General features: G+C 59.3%; 13 protein-coding genes. 6 read left to right on the top strand and 7 right to left on the bottom strand.

Translation table 11 applies throughout. The features are described 5' to 3' along the window. Positions 1 to 18 precede the first annotated feature (18 nt). Positions 19 to 330 carry a hypothetical protein gene (locus BLL36_RS15035; protein WP_076952173.1) on the top strand — a complete coding sequence of 104 codons (312 nt, stop codon included), beginning with the start codon at positions 19 to 21 and terminating at the stop codon, positions 328 to 330. 131 nt (positions 331 to 461) lie between these two features. Here BLL36_RS15035 and BLL36_RS15030 read toward each other — a convergent pair whose 3' ends face one another. Both BLL36_RS15030 and BLL36_RS15025 read right to left on the bottom strand, forming a co-directional pair. Beyond that, complete coding sequence (locus BLL36_RS15030; RefSeq protein ID WP_076952172.1) at positions 462 to 1,349, bottom strand: lysophospholipid acyltransferase; 888 nt, start codon at positions 1,347 to 1,349, stop codon at positions 462 to 464. Positions 1,350 to 1,391: 42 nt separating this feature from the next. Then, positions 1,392 to 1,949: a DNA-3-methyladenine glycosylase I gene (locus BLL36_RS15025; RefSeq protein WP_076952171.1), complete on the bottom strand. Its 558-nt coding sequence runs from the start codon at positions 1,947 to 1,949 to the stop codon at positions 1,392 to 1,394. A gap of 81 nt (positions 1,950 to 2,030) precedes the next feature. On the opposite strand from BLL36_RS15025, the gene glyQ reads away from it, so the two are divergent. From glyQ to BLL36_RS15005, 4 genes are all read left to right on the top strand, one after another. Beyond that, the gene (gene glyQ, locus BLL36_RS15020; RefSeq protein ID WP_003187265.1) at positions 2,031 to 2,984 is read left to right on the top strand and encodes a glycine--tRNA ligase subunit alpha; all 954 of its coding nucleotides are present in this window, start codon (positions 2,031 to 2,033) and stop codon (positions 2,982 to 2,984) included. Next, complete coding sequence (gene glyS / locus BLL36_RS15015; protein ID WP_076952170.1) at positions 2,981 to 5,035, top strand: glycine--tRNA ligase subunit beta; 2,055 nt, start codon at positions 2,981 to 2,983, stop codon at positions 5,033 to 5,035. The genes glyQ and glyS overlap by 4 nt, the downstream gene beginning before the upstream one ends. Positions 5,036 to 5,037: 2 nt before the next feature. Then, positions 5,038 to 5,574: a D-glycero-beta-D-manno-heptose 1,7-bisphosphate 7-phosphatase gene (gmhB, locus tag BLL36_RS15010; RefSeq protein WP_162279243.1), complete on the top strand. Its 537-nt coding sequence runs from the start codon at positions 5,038 to 5,040 to the stop codon at positions 5,572 to 5,574. An 81-nt stretch (positions 5,575 to 5,655) separates the two neighbouring features. Next, positions 5,656 to 6,426 (top strand): lysophospholipid acyltransferase family protein, encoded by a 771-nt coding sequence (locus BLL36_RS15005; RefSeq protein WP_076952169.1) that lies wholly within the window; start codon positions 5,656 to 5,658, stop codon positions 6,424 to 6,426. A gap of 181 nt (positions 6,427 to 6,607) precedes the next feature. Here the strand turns inward: BLL36_RS15005 and BLL36_RS15000 are convergent, their stop codons facing one another. Both BLL36_RS15000 and BLL36_RS14995 read right to left on the bottom strand, forming a co-directional pair. After that, the gene (locus tag BLL36_RS15000) at positions 6,608 to 8,887 is read right to left on the bottom strand and encodes a CHASE2 domain-containing protein (protein WP_076952168.1); all 2,280 of its coding nucleotides are present in this window, start codon (positions 8,885 to 8,887) and stop codon (positions 6,608 to 6,610) included. Positions 8,888 to 8,890: 3 nt separating this feature from the next. Then, positions 8,891 to 9,823 carry a FecR family protein gene (locus BLL36_RS14995; RefSeq protein ID WP_076952273.1) on the bottom strand — a complete coding sequence of 311 codons (933 nt, stop codon included), beginning with the start codon at positions 9,821 to 9,823 and terminating at the stop codon, positions 8,891 to 8,893. Between the two features lie 285 nt (positions 9,824 to 10,108). Here BLL36_RS14995 and BLL36_RS14990 point away from each other — a divergent pair, with 285 nt between their 5' ends. Next, entirely contained in the window at positions 10,109 to 10,831 is a 723-nt protein-coding gene (locus BLL36_RS14990; protein ID WP_076952167.1) for a response regulator transcription factor, read from the top strand. 104 nt (positions 10,832 to 10,935) lie between these two features. Here the strand turns inward: BLL36_RS14990 and gyrB are convergent, their stop codons facing one another. From gyrB to dnaN, 3 genes are read right to left on the bottom strand one after another with little or no spacing between them, the layout of a single operon-like run. After that, positions 10,936 to 13,353, bottom strand: a complete 2,418-nt coding sequence (gene gyrB / locus BLL36_RS14985) for a DNA topoisomerase (ATP-hydrolyzing) subunit B (protein ID WP_076952166.1) — start codon at positions 13,351 to 13,353, stop codon at positions 10,936 to 10,938. A gap of 4 nt (positions 13,354 to 13,357) precedes the next feature. Continuing rightward, on the bottom strand, positions 13,358 to 14,461 hold the full coding sequence (recF, locus tag BLL36_RS14980) for a DNA replication/repair protein RecF (RefSeq protein ID WP_076952165.1): 1,104 nt from the start codon (positions 14,459 to 14,461) through the stop codon (positions 13,358 to 13,360). A 20-nt stretch (positions 14,462 to 14,481) separates the two neighbouring features. Next, positions 14,482 to 15,585 (bottom strand): DNA polymerase III subunit beta, encoded by a 1,104-nt coding sequence (dnaN, locus tag BLL36_RS14975; RefSeq protein ID WP_065875580.1) that lies wholly within the window; start codon positions 15,583 to 15,585, stop codon positions 14,482 to 14,484. Positions 15,586 to 15,615: the final 30 nt, after the last annotated feature.

Here is a 15,615-nt window from a genome sequence, read left to right as displayed (position 1 = left end):
TCGAACGGAGTGACCGGCATGCTCGAATCCCTGGAAAAAATGCTCGCCAAGGGTGTGGATAACGCACTGCTGCGCTTTGGCTTGGGCAAGGGTTATCTGGACTTGAAGGACAACGCCAAGGCGGCGGAGCATTTGCACAAGTGTGTCGAGTTCGACCCGAAGTATTCGGCGGCGTGGAAGTTGTTGGGCAAGGCGCAACTTGGACTGGGTGATCAGGCCGCAGCGCGCCAGGCGTGGGAGAAGGGTATCGAAGCCGCCCAGGCCCATGGCGACAAACAGGCCGAGAAAGAGATGATGGTGTTCCTGAAAAAACTCGACCGCCAAGCCTGAGGTGATCCCCTGTGGGAGCTGGCTTGCCTGCGATGCAGACACCTTAGTGTTTCAGGGACACCGAGGTGATGCTATCGCAGGCAAGCCAGCTCCCACATTTGATCTCCATTGGGCTGGAGGTCAGCGGTGAGTCAGTACCACCGCTCTTCACCCGGCGGGCGTTTCTTGAAGCGCTTCATGCTCCACATGTACTGGCTCGGGTAGGCGCCGACATAACGCTCCACCACCTTGCTCATCGCTGCGCACGACGTGGCGGTGTCGGTGCTGTACATGTCTTCCGGCGCCGCTTCCAGGATTACTTTGTACCCCGAACCGTCCGGCAGTCGCAGGGCATGCAGGAACACGCCAACGGCCTTGTGGCCCGCGAGCATGTTCGGCACGAACTTGCTGGTCAGCGCCTGGGTGGCGAAGAACGGCACGAAGATGCCGGCGGATTCTGCCGGCTCCGGGTCAGCCGGAATACCCACCTGGCCGCCTTTGCGCACCTCCTTGATCACACTGAGGATGCCTTCCTTGGTCGACGCCGCCACGCGGTTACCCAGTTGCACACGCTGCTTGCGCAGCAACTCATCCACCGCCTTGAGCTTGGGCGGGCGGTAGAAAATGATCGGTTTGCACTGGCTGCAATAGAAGTGGTTCAACACCTCCCAGTTGCCCAGGTGACTGGTGATGCCGACCACGCCTTTGCCCGAGGCGAGGGCCTGGTGCAACACTTCAAGGCCTTCGACTTCGCGCACCAGATCGATGGAGCGCTGGGCCGGCCAGATCCAGGCGCAGGCGCTTTCGGTCAATGACTTGCCGATGTCCATCAGACTGCGGCCGACCAATGCTTCGCGCTCGGCGGGGTCCATGGCGGGGAAACACTTGGAGAGGTTGATCCGCACCGTGTCGCGGGACCGGTTGGGGGTTTTCCACATGATCCAGCCAATGGCCGTGCCGACCGCCTGGACAGCCCGCCAGGGCAGCAGGGCAAATAACCGAAGAGCGCCTACCAGCAAGGCGCCTTTAAACTTTTCCACAGGTCACTCCTGATCGTGTGTGTGGTGCGCAAAGCGGGCATTCTAACCGGCGTTGGCCAGATCCGCGTAACGGTCGCAGTCCCGGGTGTGGTCCATGACCATGCCCGAGGCCTGCATGAAGGCATAGCAAATGGTCGGCCCGACAAAGGTGAAACCGGCTTTTTTCAGCGCGCGGCTCATGGCTTCGGCTTCGGGCGTAATGGCCGGCACTTCGCTGCGGTCCTTGAAATGATTGACCTTGGGCACGCCGCCGACGAACGACCAGAGCAAACCCACCGGGTCCTCCAGCGCCAGCCAGGCAGCGGCGTTGCGCCGGGTCGCGTTGAGCTTCAGGCGATTGCGCACAATGCCCGGATCCTGCATCAACGCGTCGATCTCGTCGTCGCTCAACCGCGCCAGACGTTGCGCATCAAAGCCGAACAGGACCTTTCGATAATGCTCGCGCTTGCGTAAAACGGTGATCCAGGAAAGGCCCGCCTGGAACCCTTCGAGCAAAAGCAACTCGAACAAACCCTGCGCATCGCGCAGCGGCGTTCCCCACTCCTGATCGTGATAAGCCATGTACAGCGGATCTTCAGAACACCAAAAGCAGCGTGGCATAAGGCTCCAGGGGATGGTGGCGCGGCCGAATCGGGTATACTCCCGCTCTTTAAATCGCAGCCCAAGTAACAGGTGAATTTCGTGAGCCAGCCTACGCCAGCCGTGCGTACCTTCCAAGACTTGATCCTCGCCCTCCAGCAATACTGGGCCGAGCAAGGTTGTGTGGTACTTCAGCCCTACGATATGGAAGTAGGCGCCGGCACTTTCCACACCGCTACCTTCCTGCGGGCCATCGGCCCGGAAACCTGGAACGCCGCTTATGTGCAGCCCAGTCGTCGCCCGACTGACGGCCGCTACGGCGAAAACCCGAACCGTCTGCAGCACTACTACCAGTTCCAGGTGGTATTGAAGCCCAACCCGGACAACTTCCAGGAACTGTACCTGGGCTCGCTCAAGCATGTTGGCCTGGACCCGCTGGTCCACGACATCCGTTTCGTCGAAGACAACTGGGAGTCGCCAACCCTGGGCGCCTGGGGCCTGGGTTGGGAAGTCTGGCTCAATGGCATGGAGGTCACGCAGTTCACGTACTTCCAGCAAGCGGGCGGCATCGAGTGCTACCCGGTCACCGGCGAAATCACCTACGGCCTCGAGCGCCTGGCCATGTACCTGCAGGGCGTGGACTCGGTCTACGACCTGGTATGGGCTGACGGCCCGTTCGGCAAAGTCACCTACGGCGACGTGTTCCACCAGAACGAAGTGGAGCAGTCCACCTACAACTTCGAACACGCCAACGTCGACAAGCTGTTCGAACTGTTCGACTTCTATGAAAGCGAAGCCAAGCGCCTGATCGAACTTGACCAGCCGCTGCCGCTGCCAAGCTATGAAATGGTGTTGAAGGCGTCCCATACCTTCAACCTGCTGGATGCGCGCCGTGCCATCTCGGTCACCGCGCGTCAGCAATACATTCTGCGTGTACGCACCCTGGCGCGTTCCGTCGCCCAAGCCTACCTGCTGGCGCGCGCCAAGCTGGGCTTCCCGATGGCAACCCCGGACCTGCGTGATGAAGTATTGGCTAAGCTGGAGGCTGCACAATGAGTGCTCAAGATTTTTTGGTTGAACTGGGCACCGAAGAGCTGCCACCCAAGGCACTCAACACCCTGGCCGATGCGTTCCTGGCCGGTATCGAAAAGGGCCTGCACAGTGCCGGCCTGAAGTTCGAAGCGAAGAAAGTCTACGCCGCGCCGCGCCGCCTGGCCGTGCTGCTGACCGCGCTGGAAATCCAGCAGCCGGACCGCAGCATCAACCTCGACGGCCCGCCGCGCCAGGCCGCATTCGACACCGAAGGCAACCCGACCCAGGCTGCCCTCGGCTTTGCCAAAAAATGTGGCGTGGAACTGAGCGAGATCGACCAGAGCGGCCCGAAACTGCGTTTCAGCCAGGTCATCACCGGCAAGCCGACCGCCAGCCTGTTGCCAACCATCGTCGAAGACTCCCTGAACGACCTGCCGATTCCCAAGCGCATGCGCTGGGGCGCACGCAAGGAAGAGTTCGTACGCCCAACCCAATGGCTGGTGATGCTGCTCGGTGACCAAGTCATCGACTGCACTATCCTGGCCCAAAAGGCTGGCCGTGACTCCCGTGGTCACCGCTTCCATCACCCGCACGCCGTGCGCATCACTTCGCCGGCCAACTATGCCGCCGACCTGCGCGCCGCTTACGTGCTGGCTGACGCCAATGAGCGTCGCGAGCTGATCAGCAAGCGCACCGAAGAGCTGGCCCGCCTGCAGGAAGGCACCGCCATCGTGCCGCCAAGCCTGCTCGATGAAGTGACCGCGCTGGTTGAATGGCCGGTGCCGCTGGTGTGCTCATTCGAAGAGCGTTTCCTCGACGTGCCGCAAGAAGCGCTGATCACCACCATGCAGGACAACCAGAAGTACTTCTGCCTGCTGGACGTGGACGGCAAGTTGCTGCCGCGCTTCATCACCGTGGCCAACATCGACAGCAAAGACCCGCAGCAGATCATCGCCGGTAACGAGAAAGTCGTGCGCCCGCGCCTGACCGATGCGGAGTTCTTCTTCAAGCAAGACAAGAAGCAGAAGCTCGAAGACTTCAACCTGCGCCTGCAGAACGTGGTGTTCCAGGAAAAACTCGGCAGCGTCTACGACAAGGCCGTGCGTGTTTCCAAGCTGGCCGCCTACATTGCGCCTCGCATTGGCGGTGATGCTGCCCTGGCTGCGCGCGCAGGCCTGCTGTCCAAGTGCGACCTGGCCACCGAGATGGTTGGTGAATTCCCGGAGATGCAAGGTGTTGCCGGCTACTACTACGCCCTCAATGACGGCGAACCGGACGACGTAGCGCTGGCCCTGAACGAGCAGTACATGCCACGCGGTGCCGGTGCCGAACTGCCAACCACGCTGACCGGTGCTGCCGTGGCCATCGCCGACAAGCTGGATACCCTGGTCGGTATCTTCGGCATCGGCATGTTGCCAACCGGCAGCAAAGACCCGTATGCCCTGCGCCGTGCGGCCCTGGGTGTGCTGCGCATCCTGATCGACAAAAAGCTGGACCTCGACCTGACCCAGGCCGTGGTATTCGCGGTCGGCCAGTTCAGTGCCAAGGTCAAGCAAGCGGGCCTGGCCGAGCAAGTGCTGGAGTTTGTGTTCGACCGCCTGCGCGCGCGTTACGAAGACGAAGGCGTGGACGTTTCGGTGTACCTGTCGGTACGTGCCCTGCAGCCAGGTTCGGCGTTGGACTTCGACCAGCGCGTACAAGCCGTGCAGGCCTTCCGCAAATTGCCGGAAGCCGACGCACTGGCCGCCGTGAACAAGCGTGTATCGAACCTGCTGAGCAAGGCCGAAGGCCTGGGCAACGTTGACGTCGATCCAGGCCTGTTTGCCGATGCCAAGGAGTTCTCGCTGAACTCGGCCATCGCCAAGGCTGAAAACGCGGTGAAGCCGCTGATCGCCGAACGCAACTACGCCGAAGCATTGGCGCGCCTGGCCACCTTGCGTGAGCCGGTCGATGCGTTCTTCGAAGCGGTGATGATCAATGCCGACGATGCCGGCGTGCGCAAAAACCGCTACGCCATGCTCGCGCGTCTGCGCGGCTTGTTCGTCAATATTGCTGACATATCGACCCTGAGCTGAGCATGTTGAAACTGCTGATTCTCGATCGGGACGGAGTGATCAACTACGACTCCGACGCTTACATCAAGTCGGTGGCGGAGTGGATTCCACTGCCGGGTTCGATCGAGGCCATCGCGCAGTTGAGCAAGGCGGGCTGGACGGTGGCCATCGCCACCAACCAGTCCGGCATCGCCCGTGGCTACTACGACATCGCGACCCTGGACGCCATGCACGCGCGCTTGCGCACGTTGGTGGCCGAGCAGGGTGGTGAAGTCGGGCTGGTGGTGTATTGCCCGCATGGGCCGGATGACGGCTGCGATTGCCGCAAGCCCAAGCCAGGTATGCTGAAAATCATTGCAGAACATTACAAGGTGCCCTTGGCTGGGATATGGTTCGTCGGGGACAGCCTCGGTGACCTGGAGGCGGCCAAGGCCGTCGACTCTCAGCCAGTTTTGGTTAAGACCGGGAAAGGCGAAAAGACCCAGGCGAAAAACCTGCCGGTAGGCACCTTGATTTTTGACGATCTGGCGGCCGTTGCCGCAGAACTTATCAACAACTAGCCGCACTCGACTCCTGACCAAGGAGTGTTCGGGAGTGCGCTTTTAACAGGCGGGCCTTGTCCCGCAACGGTAAATGCCGCCATGTCGATTTTGCAGGCCATCAGAACCTTTTTCTTTTACCTGCTGCTGGGCACCAGTTCCTTTCTCTGGTGCACACTGAGCTTTTTTATTGCGCCGTTCCTGCCGTTCAAGGCGCGCTATCGCTTTATCAACGTCTATTGGTGCCGCTGCGCGTTGTGGCTGTCCAAGGTATTCCTGGGCATTCGCTTCGAGATCAAGGGCGCCGAAAACGTCCCGGAGCAGCCCTGCGTGATTCTGTCGAACCACCAGAGCACCTGGGAGACGTTCTTTTTGTCGGCGTACTTCTCGCCGTTGAGCCAGGTGCTCAAGCGTGAGTTGCTGTACGTGCCTTTCTTCGGCTGGGCCATGGCGATGTTACGTCCGATCGCCATCGACCGCGATAACCCCAAGGCTGCGCTCAAGCACGTAGCCAAGAAAGGCGACGAGCTGCTCAAGGACGGCGTTTGGGTGCTGATCTTCCCCGAAGGCACGCGTGTTCCTTACGGCACCGTAGGCAAGTTCTCACGTGGCGGTACCGCCTTGGCGGTCAACGCCAACTTGCCAGTGCTACCGATTGCCCACAACGCCGGCAAGTTCTGGCCAAAGACCGGCTGGGCGAAACGCGCGGGCACCATCACGGTAGTGATTGGCGAACCCATGTACGCCGAAGGGGAAGGACCCCGCGCAATTGCAGCGTTGAATGACCGTGCCCAGGCATGGAATCAAGCGCAGCAGCGGGCCATGGGTTCGTTGCCGCCTGAGCCGGTCCTGGTCGACACACCGGTGATCTGAGCATCTGTGGATAACCTGTGCACGGTATGTTGGCGAATCGCCTTTTTTGCTGCATAAGAAGCTGATTTACATACATATTTCCAGAGGTCATAAAATCACGGAAAAGGTGCATAAGTTTTTCCCGCGTAAAAAAACCGGTCCTGGCGACCGGTTTTTCATGCACAGCGCAAACGTACGTTTTTCACTCTTCCAGTACGGGCAGTTGCAGGCAGAAGAGGGTGCCTTTACCCACCACGCTCTCGCAGCTGATGCGACCACCGTGGCGCTCTATCACGGCCTTGACCATGCTCAGCCCCAATCCCAAACCTTCACTGCCTTGAGCCGAATCGAAGCGTCGGTATTGGCTGAACAGTTCCGGCAGGTCCGTCGCGGAAATCCCCGGCCCCTGGTCACTGATACGACATTCCAGCCAACCCTTTGCAGTGCTGTGCCTCAACCTGACGGTCGTCCCCGAAGGCGAATACTTGATGGCGTTCTCCAGCACATTGAACAGTGCCCGGGTGAGCAGTGACTGATCGGCCGACACCATGCCCTCGTCGGCTTCATCCAGATCATGAACCAGATGAATCCCCTTGAGTTGGGCGAGCACTGCCACTTGGTCGAACGCGTCCATCACCAACATGGCGAACAAGGTTGGCTGGAACTGATAACCGTCGGCCTCAGCCTTCGCCAACTGTACGAACGATTCGGTGAGGCCCAAGGCGCGCCGCACTTGCTGCTCGATCTGGGCGAACACCGGCGATTCGCCGTTATGCACGTCCAGCAGGGCCAGGATTGCCGAGTGCGGCGCCCGCAGGTCATGGGAAAGAAACCGCAACATCGTCTCGCGGTGTTGCTGGGCCTCGCGCTCCTTACTCAAATCCGTCAGGCTCAGCAGCCAGCCGAGCGCGATGTCGCCTTCGGCTGGTAACAAGGGCGCCAACTCCATGCGCAGACTGCGCTTGTGGATATCCCGGAACTCGACCAACTCCAGCACCGAGAGGGCAGGGCGCACGCCATTGTGCAGCGGCGGGTAGCCCAAATCCGCCAGTTGCTCCAGCAGGTTTTCGTTGACCAGGATGTTGCCGAACACTTCCCGCGCAATGCGATTGGCCAGCAGGATATTGCCCCTGGGGTCCGTGATCAGCGTCGCGACCGGCAGGCACTCCAGGCCGTCGGCCATGAAGCGGCGGGTATCGCGCGTGCGACTGACCGCTTGCTCCAGGGCGAAGATACGCGCCTGCAACACATCGCCTTTGCTGGCAGGCGCGCGGCGGCGCTCGGGCAGGACCTTGGGTTCGTTATCCAGGCGCGCCAGCTCCCAGCCGAAATAGGCGAGGATCACACTGAGGCGACGCCAGTTCCAGATCAGGTAACTGAGCAGCAGGCCGATCAGGCAGGCCGCAGGCGACCACCAGTGGCCCAGGCGTAACAGCGCCAACGAACCGAGCAACGCGGCAGCCATGCAGCCCAGCGTCATCCACAGCGCATAACGAGGGCGGTAAAGCAGCAGTCCCAGCAGCAACGCGACCAGTGAAGTCGCCATCAGCGCCGCAAGCCAGCCCGGCAGATCAACAATGCTGCGCCCCTGCAGCAAACCATTGAGCACGTTGGCCTGGATCTCAACACCTGCGGTGGTGCCGGCTTTGGAGGAGAGCGGCGTGACAAACCGATCGCCCATTCCGGAAGCCGTCGATCCGACTAAAATCAGGCGGCCGCGTAGCTGCTCGGGGGGGACTTCGCCGCGCAAAACGCTGACGTAGGACACACTCGGGAAATGGGTATGCGGCGCGATAAAAGGTATACGAATAGCGTGCTCTCGATGCCAGGACTGGGCAGTTGATTGCAGCGGCTCGCCTGGCATTTGGGATAACTCGCCGCTCATCTCATAGGCCAGCCAAGCCAGTTGCGCAGCCGTAGCATCGGGTGGGCCTTCGCGCAGATACAGGCTGCGAACCACGCCGTCATTGTCTGCTTCCACGTTGATATGGCCCACGCCTTTAGCGCATTTGAGCAAAGGCATCATCTGCGCGCCGGGTTGGCTGTAGCCCGCAGCGCCTTCTCGCACCAATGGCATCAGGACATTGCCGGCGTTGCAGACCGCTTCTACCAGGCGTTTGTCATTGGCGGCGTTGCCAGGCTCACTGAAGATGACATCGAACAGAATACTTGCCGGTTGCCCAGCGCTCAGGCGGTCTATCAGGTCAGCGTGCAAGCTACGCGGCCACGGCCATTGGCCAAGTTTTTTCAGGCTCGGATCATCAATGGTCACCAACAGGATACGTGGGTCCACAGGCAACGGGGTAAGACGGCGCAGGCTGTCATACAACGGATTGTTCAAGGCCAGGCCTGGACTCAACGACAGGTACGCCGTGATGGGCAGTAACAGTAAACCGATCCACAACCACTCCCGCACCAGGCCGTGGAAAAGCCGCTGTGCATGGGTGGGTTGACGTTTCTCGGCCTTGCCCCAGAGCATCATCGGTCAGCGCGCCTGGGCAAGGGGTGGGTGATAGAAGATGTCATAAACCCCGGTTTCTCCCTCAAGGCCGTTCTCGTCGTATGCCGACAAGCGCACGTGATAGAACGAGGCTTTGAGCCCAGTGAAGCTCATTTTCGGCGCGCTGGAAAAGTTTTCCTGCTGGATATCCATAAAGGCTTTATCGGCCGCGACCTGCGCGCGGTAGCGTCGGGCACCGGGCAAGGGCCGCAGGTACAAATTCCAGACGGGCGCATCGCCTTGTTGGCCGTCCTGCCCCATGAGCTTGGGTGCTGCAAGCAACTCCACGGGGTTCAGGTCGCCCTGTTTCTTGAAGAGCAAACCTTGCCGGGCGCCAACCTTGACCTCACTTTCGGCTGGCTTGGCCTTCATCGCGCGATTAACGGCTACCTGGCCGTCCAGCACTTCAAGCACCGATTGCTCAGCGTCGTTGCGCACCCGAAAGTGCGTGCCCCTTACGCCCAGCACCCCCACCGGCGTCACGATCTGGAAGCGATCATGGTCGCTGACACGCTTGATCACATACGCCTCGACTTGGCCCTGTTCGATTACGACTCGAGGAATCGACAGCGTCTTCTCCATCTGCAAACGCACCTGGGAGCTGGAAGGCAACACCACTCGGGATCCATCACCCAGCAACAGGCTGACAAACGCGGACGCCGAGGTCTTCACACCTTCTTGTTCACCAATGGTCATGCCATCGCGCAAGGGAGTCACGCTGCCCTTCGTATCGATTTTCCAAGCTTCTCCGGTGAGATGCTGAACCACCGCAGGCAAAGGCTGGGCCCGGCATGAGAAATCAGCATCGATATAGGGTAAGCGGACGTTGACCGCAGCACCCGTAGAGCCGACCGCCATGACTGACAACAAGGGGAGGACGCGGCGCAAGCAATTGCGGGAAAGGGTCATGGTGCTCATCAAGGTTGGGGAGAGGGCGTCTGGCATCTGCGCATGAGAGTTTACGACAGCGCATGCGTCGGTTGATCCTTTTCCTTAGGGTCGGGAGCCGGTATCTTTCCCACATCGCTATCGAGCATTTTCAGTGGGATAACCACTCATTGTTCTCAGCGTAACGAGAGATCCAAGGGGTCGACGGATCTGAGCACAATTCTTCAGATTCAACGACTGGCATCTGCGCAGTGCGTGCCCGTAAAAGAAACCGGCGACGGCTGCCATACTCTTCAAAAAAGAAAGGACCCACCCATGCGTGTCGCAATACTGGATGACGAACCCGCGGAACTGCGCCGGGTGGAACAGACACTGCGACAAATCCCCAGCACCGCCGAACAGCCCTGGACCCTGCATTGCTTCGAGCGCGGCGAAGACCTGCTGCGCCAACTGCGCCGGGAAACCTTCGACCTGTTGATACTCGACTGGCAACTGCCCGATATCACCGGCATTGCCCTGCTGCGCTGGACCCGCGAACATATGGAGTCCCCGCCCGCCGTCATCATGCTCACGAGCCGTGACGCCGAGAGCGACATTGTCACCGCACTGAACAGCGGCGCCGACGATTACGTCAGCAAACCCTTTCGTCCTAACGAATTGAAAGCACGGGTCACGGCGGTCTTGCGCCGGCATGGCCTGCAAAAGTCAGCGACCCATGAAGTGCAGAGCTTCAATGACCTGACCTTTGACGATGCTGAACTGACCGTGACCCGTGCAGGTAAACCAATCAATCTCACCGAGCGTGAGTATCGCCTGGCCAGTTGCTTGTTTGCCAACCTGGCTCGGCCACTGTCCCGTGAGTATCTTTACGAGCGGTTCTGGACCCACGAAGAAATGGTTTCGTCACGGCCACTGGATACGCATATCTACCGGCTACGCAACAAGCTGGGGCTGACGGCGGATCGAGGTTGGCAGTTGTTGACGATCTATGGGTATGGGTATCGGTTGGAGAGCGTGGCGACCGCGTCTCAAAGCTGAAAACGCCGATGTTCCACGTGGAGCATTTTAAAAATCGCTGATTTGCTCAATAAAAAAGGCCAACGCTAAGCGTTGGCCTTTTTGTTTCCCGCGTTCTAAATGGATCAGAAGTCCAGGTTAGAAACCGCCAGGGCGTTGCTCTCAATGAAGTCACGGCGAGGCTCGACCGCATCACCCATCAGGGTGTTGAAGATCTGGTCTGCGCCAATGGCGTCTTCAATGGTCACCCGCAGCATGCGACGCTGGGCCGGGTCCATGGTGGTTTCCCACAACTGATCCGGGTTCATTTCACCCAGACCTTTGTATCGCTGGATGGTATGACGCTTGGTGCTTTCAGCCATCAACCAGTCAAGGGCTTCCTTGAACTCCTTGACCTGCTTCTTGCGTTCGCCACGCTGAATATAAGCGCCGTCGTCCAGCAAGGTGCTCAGTTGAGCGCCCAAAGTAACCACGGTCTTGTAGTCATTGCTGCCAAAGAAGTCGCGGTTGAAGGTAACGTAGTTCGACAGACCGTGGGAGATCAGTTCCACCTCGGGCAGCCACACGTTACGTTCACGATCTTCGCGCAAGCTGGCTTTGTAGACCAGGCCGGATTTTTCCGAAGTGCGCAGGCGAACTTCGTATTGTGCCAGCCAGTTTTGCATATGCGCATGATCGCCCAGCTGTTCAAGGCTGACAGACGGCAGGTAGATGAAGTGCTCGGTCAGCTCCTGAGGGTACAGGCGCGACAGACGCTTCAGCGTTTTCATGACCATGCGGAAATCGTTGACCAAGCGCTCCAACGCTTCACCGGAAATACCCGGAGCTTCGTCGTTCAGGTGCAGGCTGGCGTCTTCCAGGGCCGACTGCGTCATGTACTCTTCCATGGCGTCGTCGTCTTTGATGTATTGCTCTTGCTTGCCCTTTTTCACTTTGTACAACGGCGGCTGGGCGATGTAGATGTAGCCACGCTCGATCAATTCCGGCAACTGACGGAAGAAGAAGGTCAGCAGCAGGGTACGGATGTGCGAACCGTCGACGTCAGCATCGGTCATGATGATGATGTTGTGGTAGCGCAGCTTGTCGATGTTGTACTCGTCACGGCCGATACCGCAGCCCAGCGCCGTGATCAAGGTGCCGACTTCCTGGGAGGAAATCATCTTGTCGAAGCGCGCCTTCTCGACGTTGAGGATCTTGCCCTTCAACGGCAGGATGGCCTGGGTGCGACGGTTACGACCCTGCTTGGCGGAGCCGCCAGCAGAGTCACCTTCCACCAGGTACAGTTCGGAGAGGGCAGGGTCCTTCTCCTGGCAGTCAGCCAGTTTGCCGGGCAGGCCGGCAATATCCAGTGCGCCTTTACGGCGGGTCATCTCACGGGCTTTACGCGCCGCTTCACGGGCACGTGCGGCGTCGATCATCTTGCCGACGACCAGCTTGGCTTCGTTCGGGTTTTCCAGCAGGAAATCGGAGAAGTACTTGCCCATCTCCTGTTCCACTGCGGTCTTCACTTCGGAAGATACGAGCTTGTCTTTAGTCTGGGAGCTGAACTTCGGATCCGGCACTTTTACCGAGATGATCGCCGTCAGGCCTTCGCGTGCGTCGTCACCGGTGGTGGCGACCTTATGCTTCTTGGCCAAGCCTTCGGCTTCGATGTAGGTATTCAGGTTACGCGTCAGTGCGGAACGGAAACCCACCAGGTGAGTGCCGCCGTCGCGCTGTGGAATGTTGTTGGTAAAGCACAACAGGTTCTCGTTGAAGCTGTCGTTCCACTGCAGGGCGATTTCCACGCCAATGCCGTCTTCACGCTGGATGTTGAAGTGGAACACCTGGTTGACCGCAGTCTTGTTGGTGTTCAGGTACTCAACGAATGCACGCAAGCCACCTTCGTACTTGAACAGTTCTTCCTTGCCGCTGCGCTCATCCTTGAGGACGATACCGACACCGGAGTTGAGAAAGGACAGTTCACGAATACGCTTGGCCAGGATGTCCCAGCTGAAGTGGATATTCTTGAAGGTATCAGCCGATGGCTTGAAGTGGATCTGCGTACCGGTGGATTCACTGTCCCCGACGATCTTCATCGGTTCTTGTGGAACGCCGTGAACGTAGGTCTGCTCCCAGATTTTACCGCTACGACGGACCGTCAGGATCAGTTCTTCGGACAGTGCGTTCACTACCGAAACACCCACGCCGTGCAAACCGCCGGAAACTTTGTAGGAGTTGTCGTCGAACTTACCGCCAGCGTGAAGCACGGTCATGATGACCTCTGCCGCCGACACGCCTTCTTCTTTGTGTACGTCTACCGGAATACCGCGCCCGTTGTCGCGTACGGTAATCGACTCATCCGGATGGATGATGATGCTGATGTCGTCGCAGTGACCGGCCAGGGCTTCGTCGATGGAGTTGTCGACCACCTCGAACACCATGTGGTGCAGACCGCTACCGTCATCAGTGTCGCCAATGTACATACCGGGACGTTTGCGTACGGCATCCAAACCTTTCAGCACTTTAATGCTGGTCGAGTCGTACGTGTTTTCTTCGCTCATGCCTTCACTCCCGATGGTCGTGGGTCTGGGTGATACGGCCTTGTTCCACGTGGAACAAAGCGACTGGCGTTTCCGTCTGCCAGCCTTCCCTCAATAATTCGTGGTCTACACAAGTGATGAACACCTGGCAGCGTAATTCTTCCAACAAGCGGCATAGCGCGCGGCGATGTTGCTCGTCGAGTTCGGACGGCAAGTCATCCACCAGATAAATACACTGTCCACGCCGGGCCTGGCTAACCAAGTGACCCTGGGCGATCCGCAGTGCACATACCACCAACTTCTGCTGGCCACGGGACAAGATATCCGCAGCATTATGAGCGCCTAACCTAAGGCGCAAATCAGCCCGTTGGGGACCGGCCTGGGTGTGGCCAATTTGCTGATCCCGCTGCAAGGACGTCGCGAGCACTGCACTAAGCTCACGTTCTTTGTCCCAGCCACGGTAATAACTCAGCGTCAGCCCCTCGAGATCCAACAACTCACTCAAGGTCTGCTCAAAGACTGGTTTCAAGGCTTTGATATAGGCGCGGCGGTACTCATCTATTTCATCGCTGGCCAGGCACAGTTCACGGTCCCAGGCCGCTTGCGAAGCGGCGTCAAGTGTACCATGCCGCAGCCATGAGTTCCGCTGCCGCAGGGCCTTCTGCAGGCGCTGCCAAGTGGCCATGAACCGTGGTTCCACGTGGAACACGCCCCAATCGAGGAATTGCCTGCGGATTTTTGGCGCACCTTCCAACAGACGAAAGCTGTCGGGGTTGATCAACTGCAGTGGCAAAATTTCCGCCAACTGCGCCGCGCTGCGAGCATTTTGCCCGTCAATGCGAATTTGGAACTCTCCGCCGCGATCGCGCGAGATCCCGAGGCTACTGTGCCCACCCTCCGCGAGTTCGACTTGGCCGAACACCGTACACGCCAATTGCTCGTACTGGATAACCGGTAACAAGCGAGCACTGCGAAAGGAACGGGCAAGCCCCAGCAGGTTGATGGCTTCCAGCACGCTGGTTTTGCCACTGCCGTTGGCGCCGTAAAGGATATTGATGCGAGGGGAGGGAGAGAAGGTCACCGGGTGCAGATTGCGCACCGCGGTGACCGAGACGCGACTAAGGGACATCTAGCTTCTGCTGAGCATTATTACAGGCGCATCGGCATAACAACGTAAGCCGAGTCGTCGTTGTCGGATTCCTGTACCAGGGCGCTACTGTTGGAGTCCGACAGAATCAGGCGAACCTGTTCGGTGGTCATCACACCCAGCACATCCAGCAAGTAGCTCACGTTGAAGCCGATTTCCAGGGAGCCGCCGTTGTAGTCAACGCCCACTTCTTCTTCCGCTTCTTCCTGCTCCGGGTTGTTGGCCTGGATTTTCAGCTGACCGTTGGCCAGTTGCAGACGGATACCACGGTACTTTTCGTTGGACAGGATCGCAGTACGGCTGAACGCTTCACGCAGCGCCTGACGATCACCGATCACCAGCTTGTCCCCGCCCTTGGGCAGTACACGCTCGTAATCCGGGAACTTACCGTCCACCAGCTTGGAGGTGAAGGTGAATTCACCAGTGGTCGCACGAATGTGATGCTGACCCAGCACGATGCTGACGTTGCCTTCGGGCTCAGTGAGCAGGCGCGCCAGTTCAAGGATACCCTTGCGCGGCACGATCACCTGGTGACGGTCCGGCTGGCCGATATCAGCGCGCATCGAGCACATGGCCAGACGGTGACCGTCGGTGGCCACGGCGCGGATAATGCCTTCGGAGACTTCCAGTAGCATGCCGTTGAGGTAGTAACGCACGTCCTGCTGCGCCATGGCGAAACTGGTGCGTTCGATCAAACGACGCAGCTTGCTCTGTTCCAGGCTGCACGTCAGCGAACCCGGACCTTCTTCCACCGTAGGGAAATCATTGGCCGGCAACGTGGACAGGGTGAAACGGCTGCGGCCTGCCTTGACCACCAGCTTCGCTTCATCGACCTTGATGTCGATGAGCGCGTCGTTGGGCAGGCTTTTGCAGATGTCCATCAGCTTGCGTGCCGGCACGGTGATCTCGCCAGGTTCGGCGGGCTCTTCCAGCTGCACGCGGCCAACCAGCTCGACTTCCAGGTCGGTACCGGTCAGGGACAATTGCTGGCCCTCGACCACCAGCAATACGTTGGAAAGCACCGGCAAGGTCTGTCGGCGCTCGACGACGCCTGCGACCAGTTGCAGGGGTTTCAACAGGGCTTCGCGTTGAATGGTGAAATGCATGGTCTAGTCCCTTGCCTTAATAAGCTGCGC

Source organism: Pseudomonas cedrina subsp. cedrina (assembly GCF_001983175.1).
Lineage (GTDB): Bacteria > Pseudomonadota > Gammaproteobacteria > Pseudomonadales > Pseudomonadaceae > Aquipseudomonas > Aquipseudomonas cedrina.
Note: the sequence above shows the minus strand (reverse complement) of the source record. Positions and strands in the feature narration are given on the sequence as shown.

Coding starts and splice junctions, on each gene's coding strand:
- BLL36_RS15035 (WP_076952173.1), top strand. CDS start 19: ATGCTCGAATCCCTGGAAAAAATGCTCGCCAAGGGTGTGGATAACGCA.
- BLL36_RS15025 (WP_076952171.1), bottom strand. CDS start 1,949: ATGCCACGCTGCTTTTGGTGTTCTGAAGATCCGCTGTACATGGCTTAT.
- glyS (WP_076952170.1), top strand. CDS start 2,981: ATGAGTGCTCAAGATTTTTTGGTTGAACTGGGCACCGAAGAGCTGCCA.
- gmhB (WP_162279243.1), top strand. CDS start 5,038: ATGTTGAAACTGCTGATTCTCGATCGGGACGGAGTGATCAACTACGAC.
- BLL36_RS15005 (WP_076952169.1), top strand. CDS start 5,656: ATGTCGATTTTGCAGGCCATCAGAACCTTTTTCTTTTACCTGCTGCTG.
- BLL36_RS15000 (WP_076952168.1), bottom strand. CDS start 8,887: ATGATGCTCTGGGGCAAGGCCGAGAAACGTCAACCCACCCATGCACAG.
- BLL36_RS14995 (WP_076952273.1), bottom strand. CDS start 9,823: ATGAGCACCATGACCCTTTCCCGCAATTGCTTGCGCCGCGTCCTCCCC.
- BLL36_RS14990 (WP_076952167.1), top strand. CDS start 10,109: ATGCGTGTCGCAATACTGGATGACGAACCCGCGGAACTGCGCCGGGTG.
- gyrB (WP_076952166.1), bottom strand. CDS start 13,353: ATGAGCGAAGAAAACACGTACGACTCGACCAGCATTAAAGTGCTGAAA.
- recF (WP_076952165.1), bottom strand. CDS start 14,461: ATGTCCCTTAGTCGCGTCTCGGTCACCGCGGTGCGCAATCTGCACCCG.
- dnaN (WP_065875580.1), bottom strand. CDS start 15,585: ATGCATTTCACCATTCAACGCGAAGCCCTGTTGAAACCCCTGCAACTG.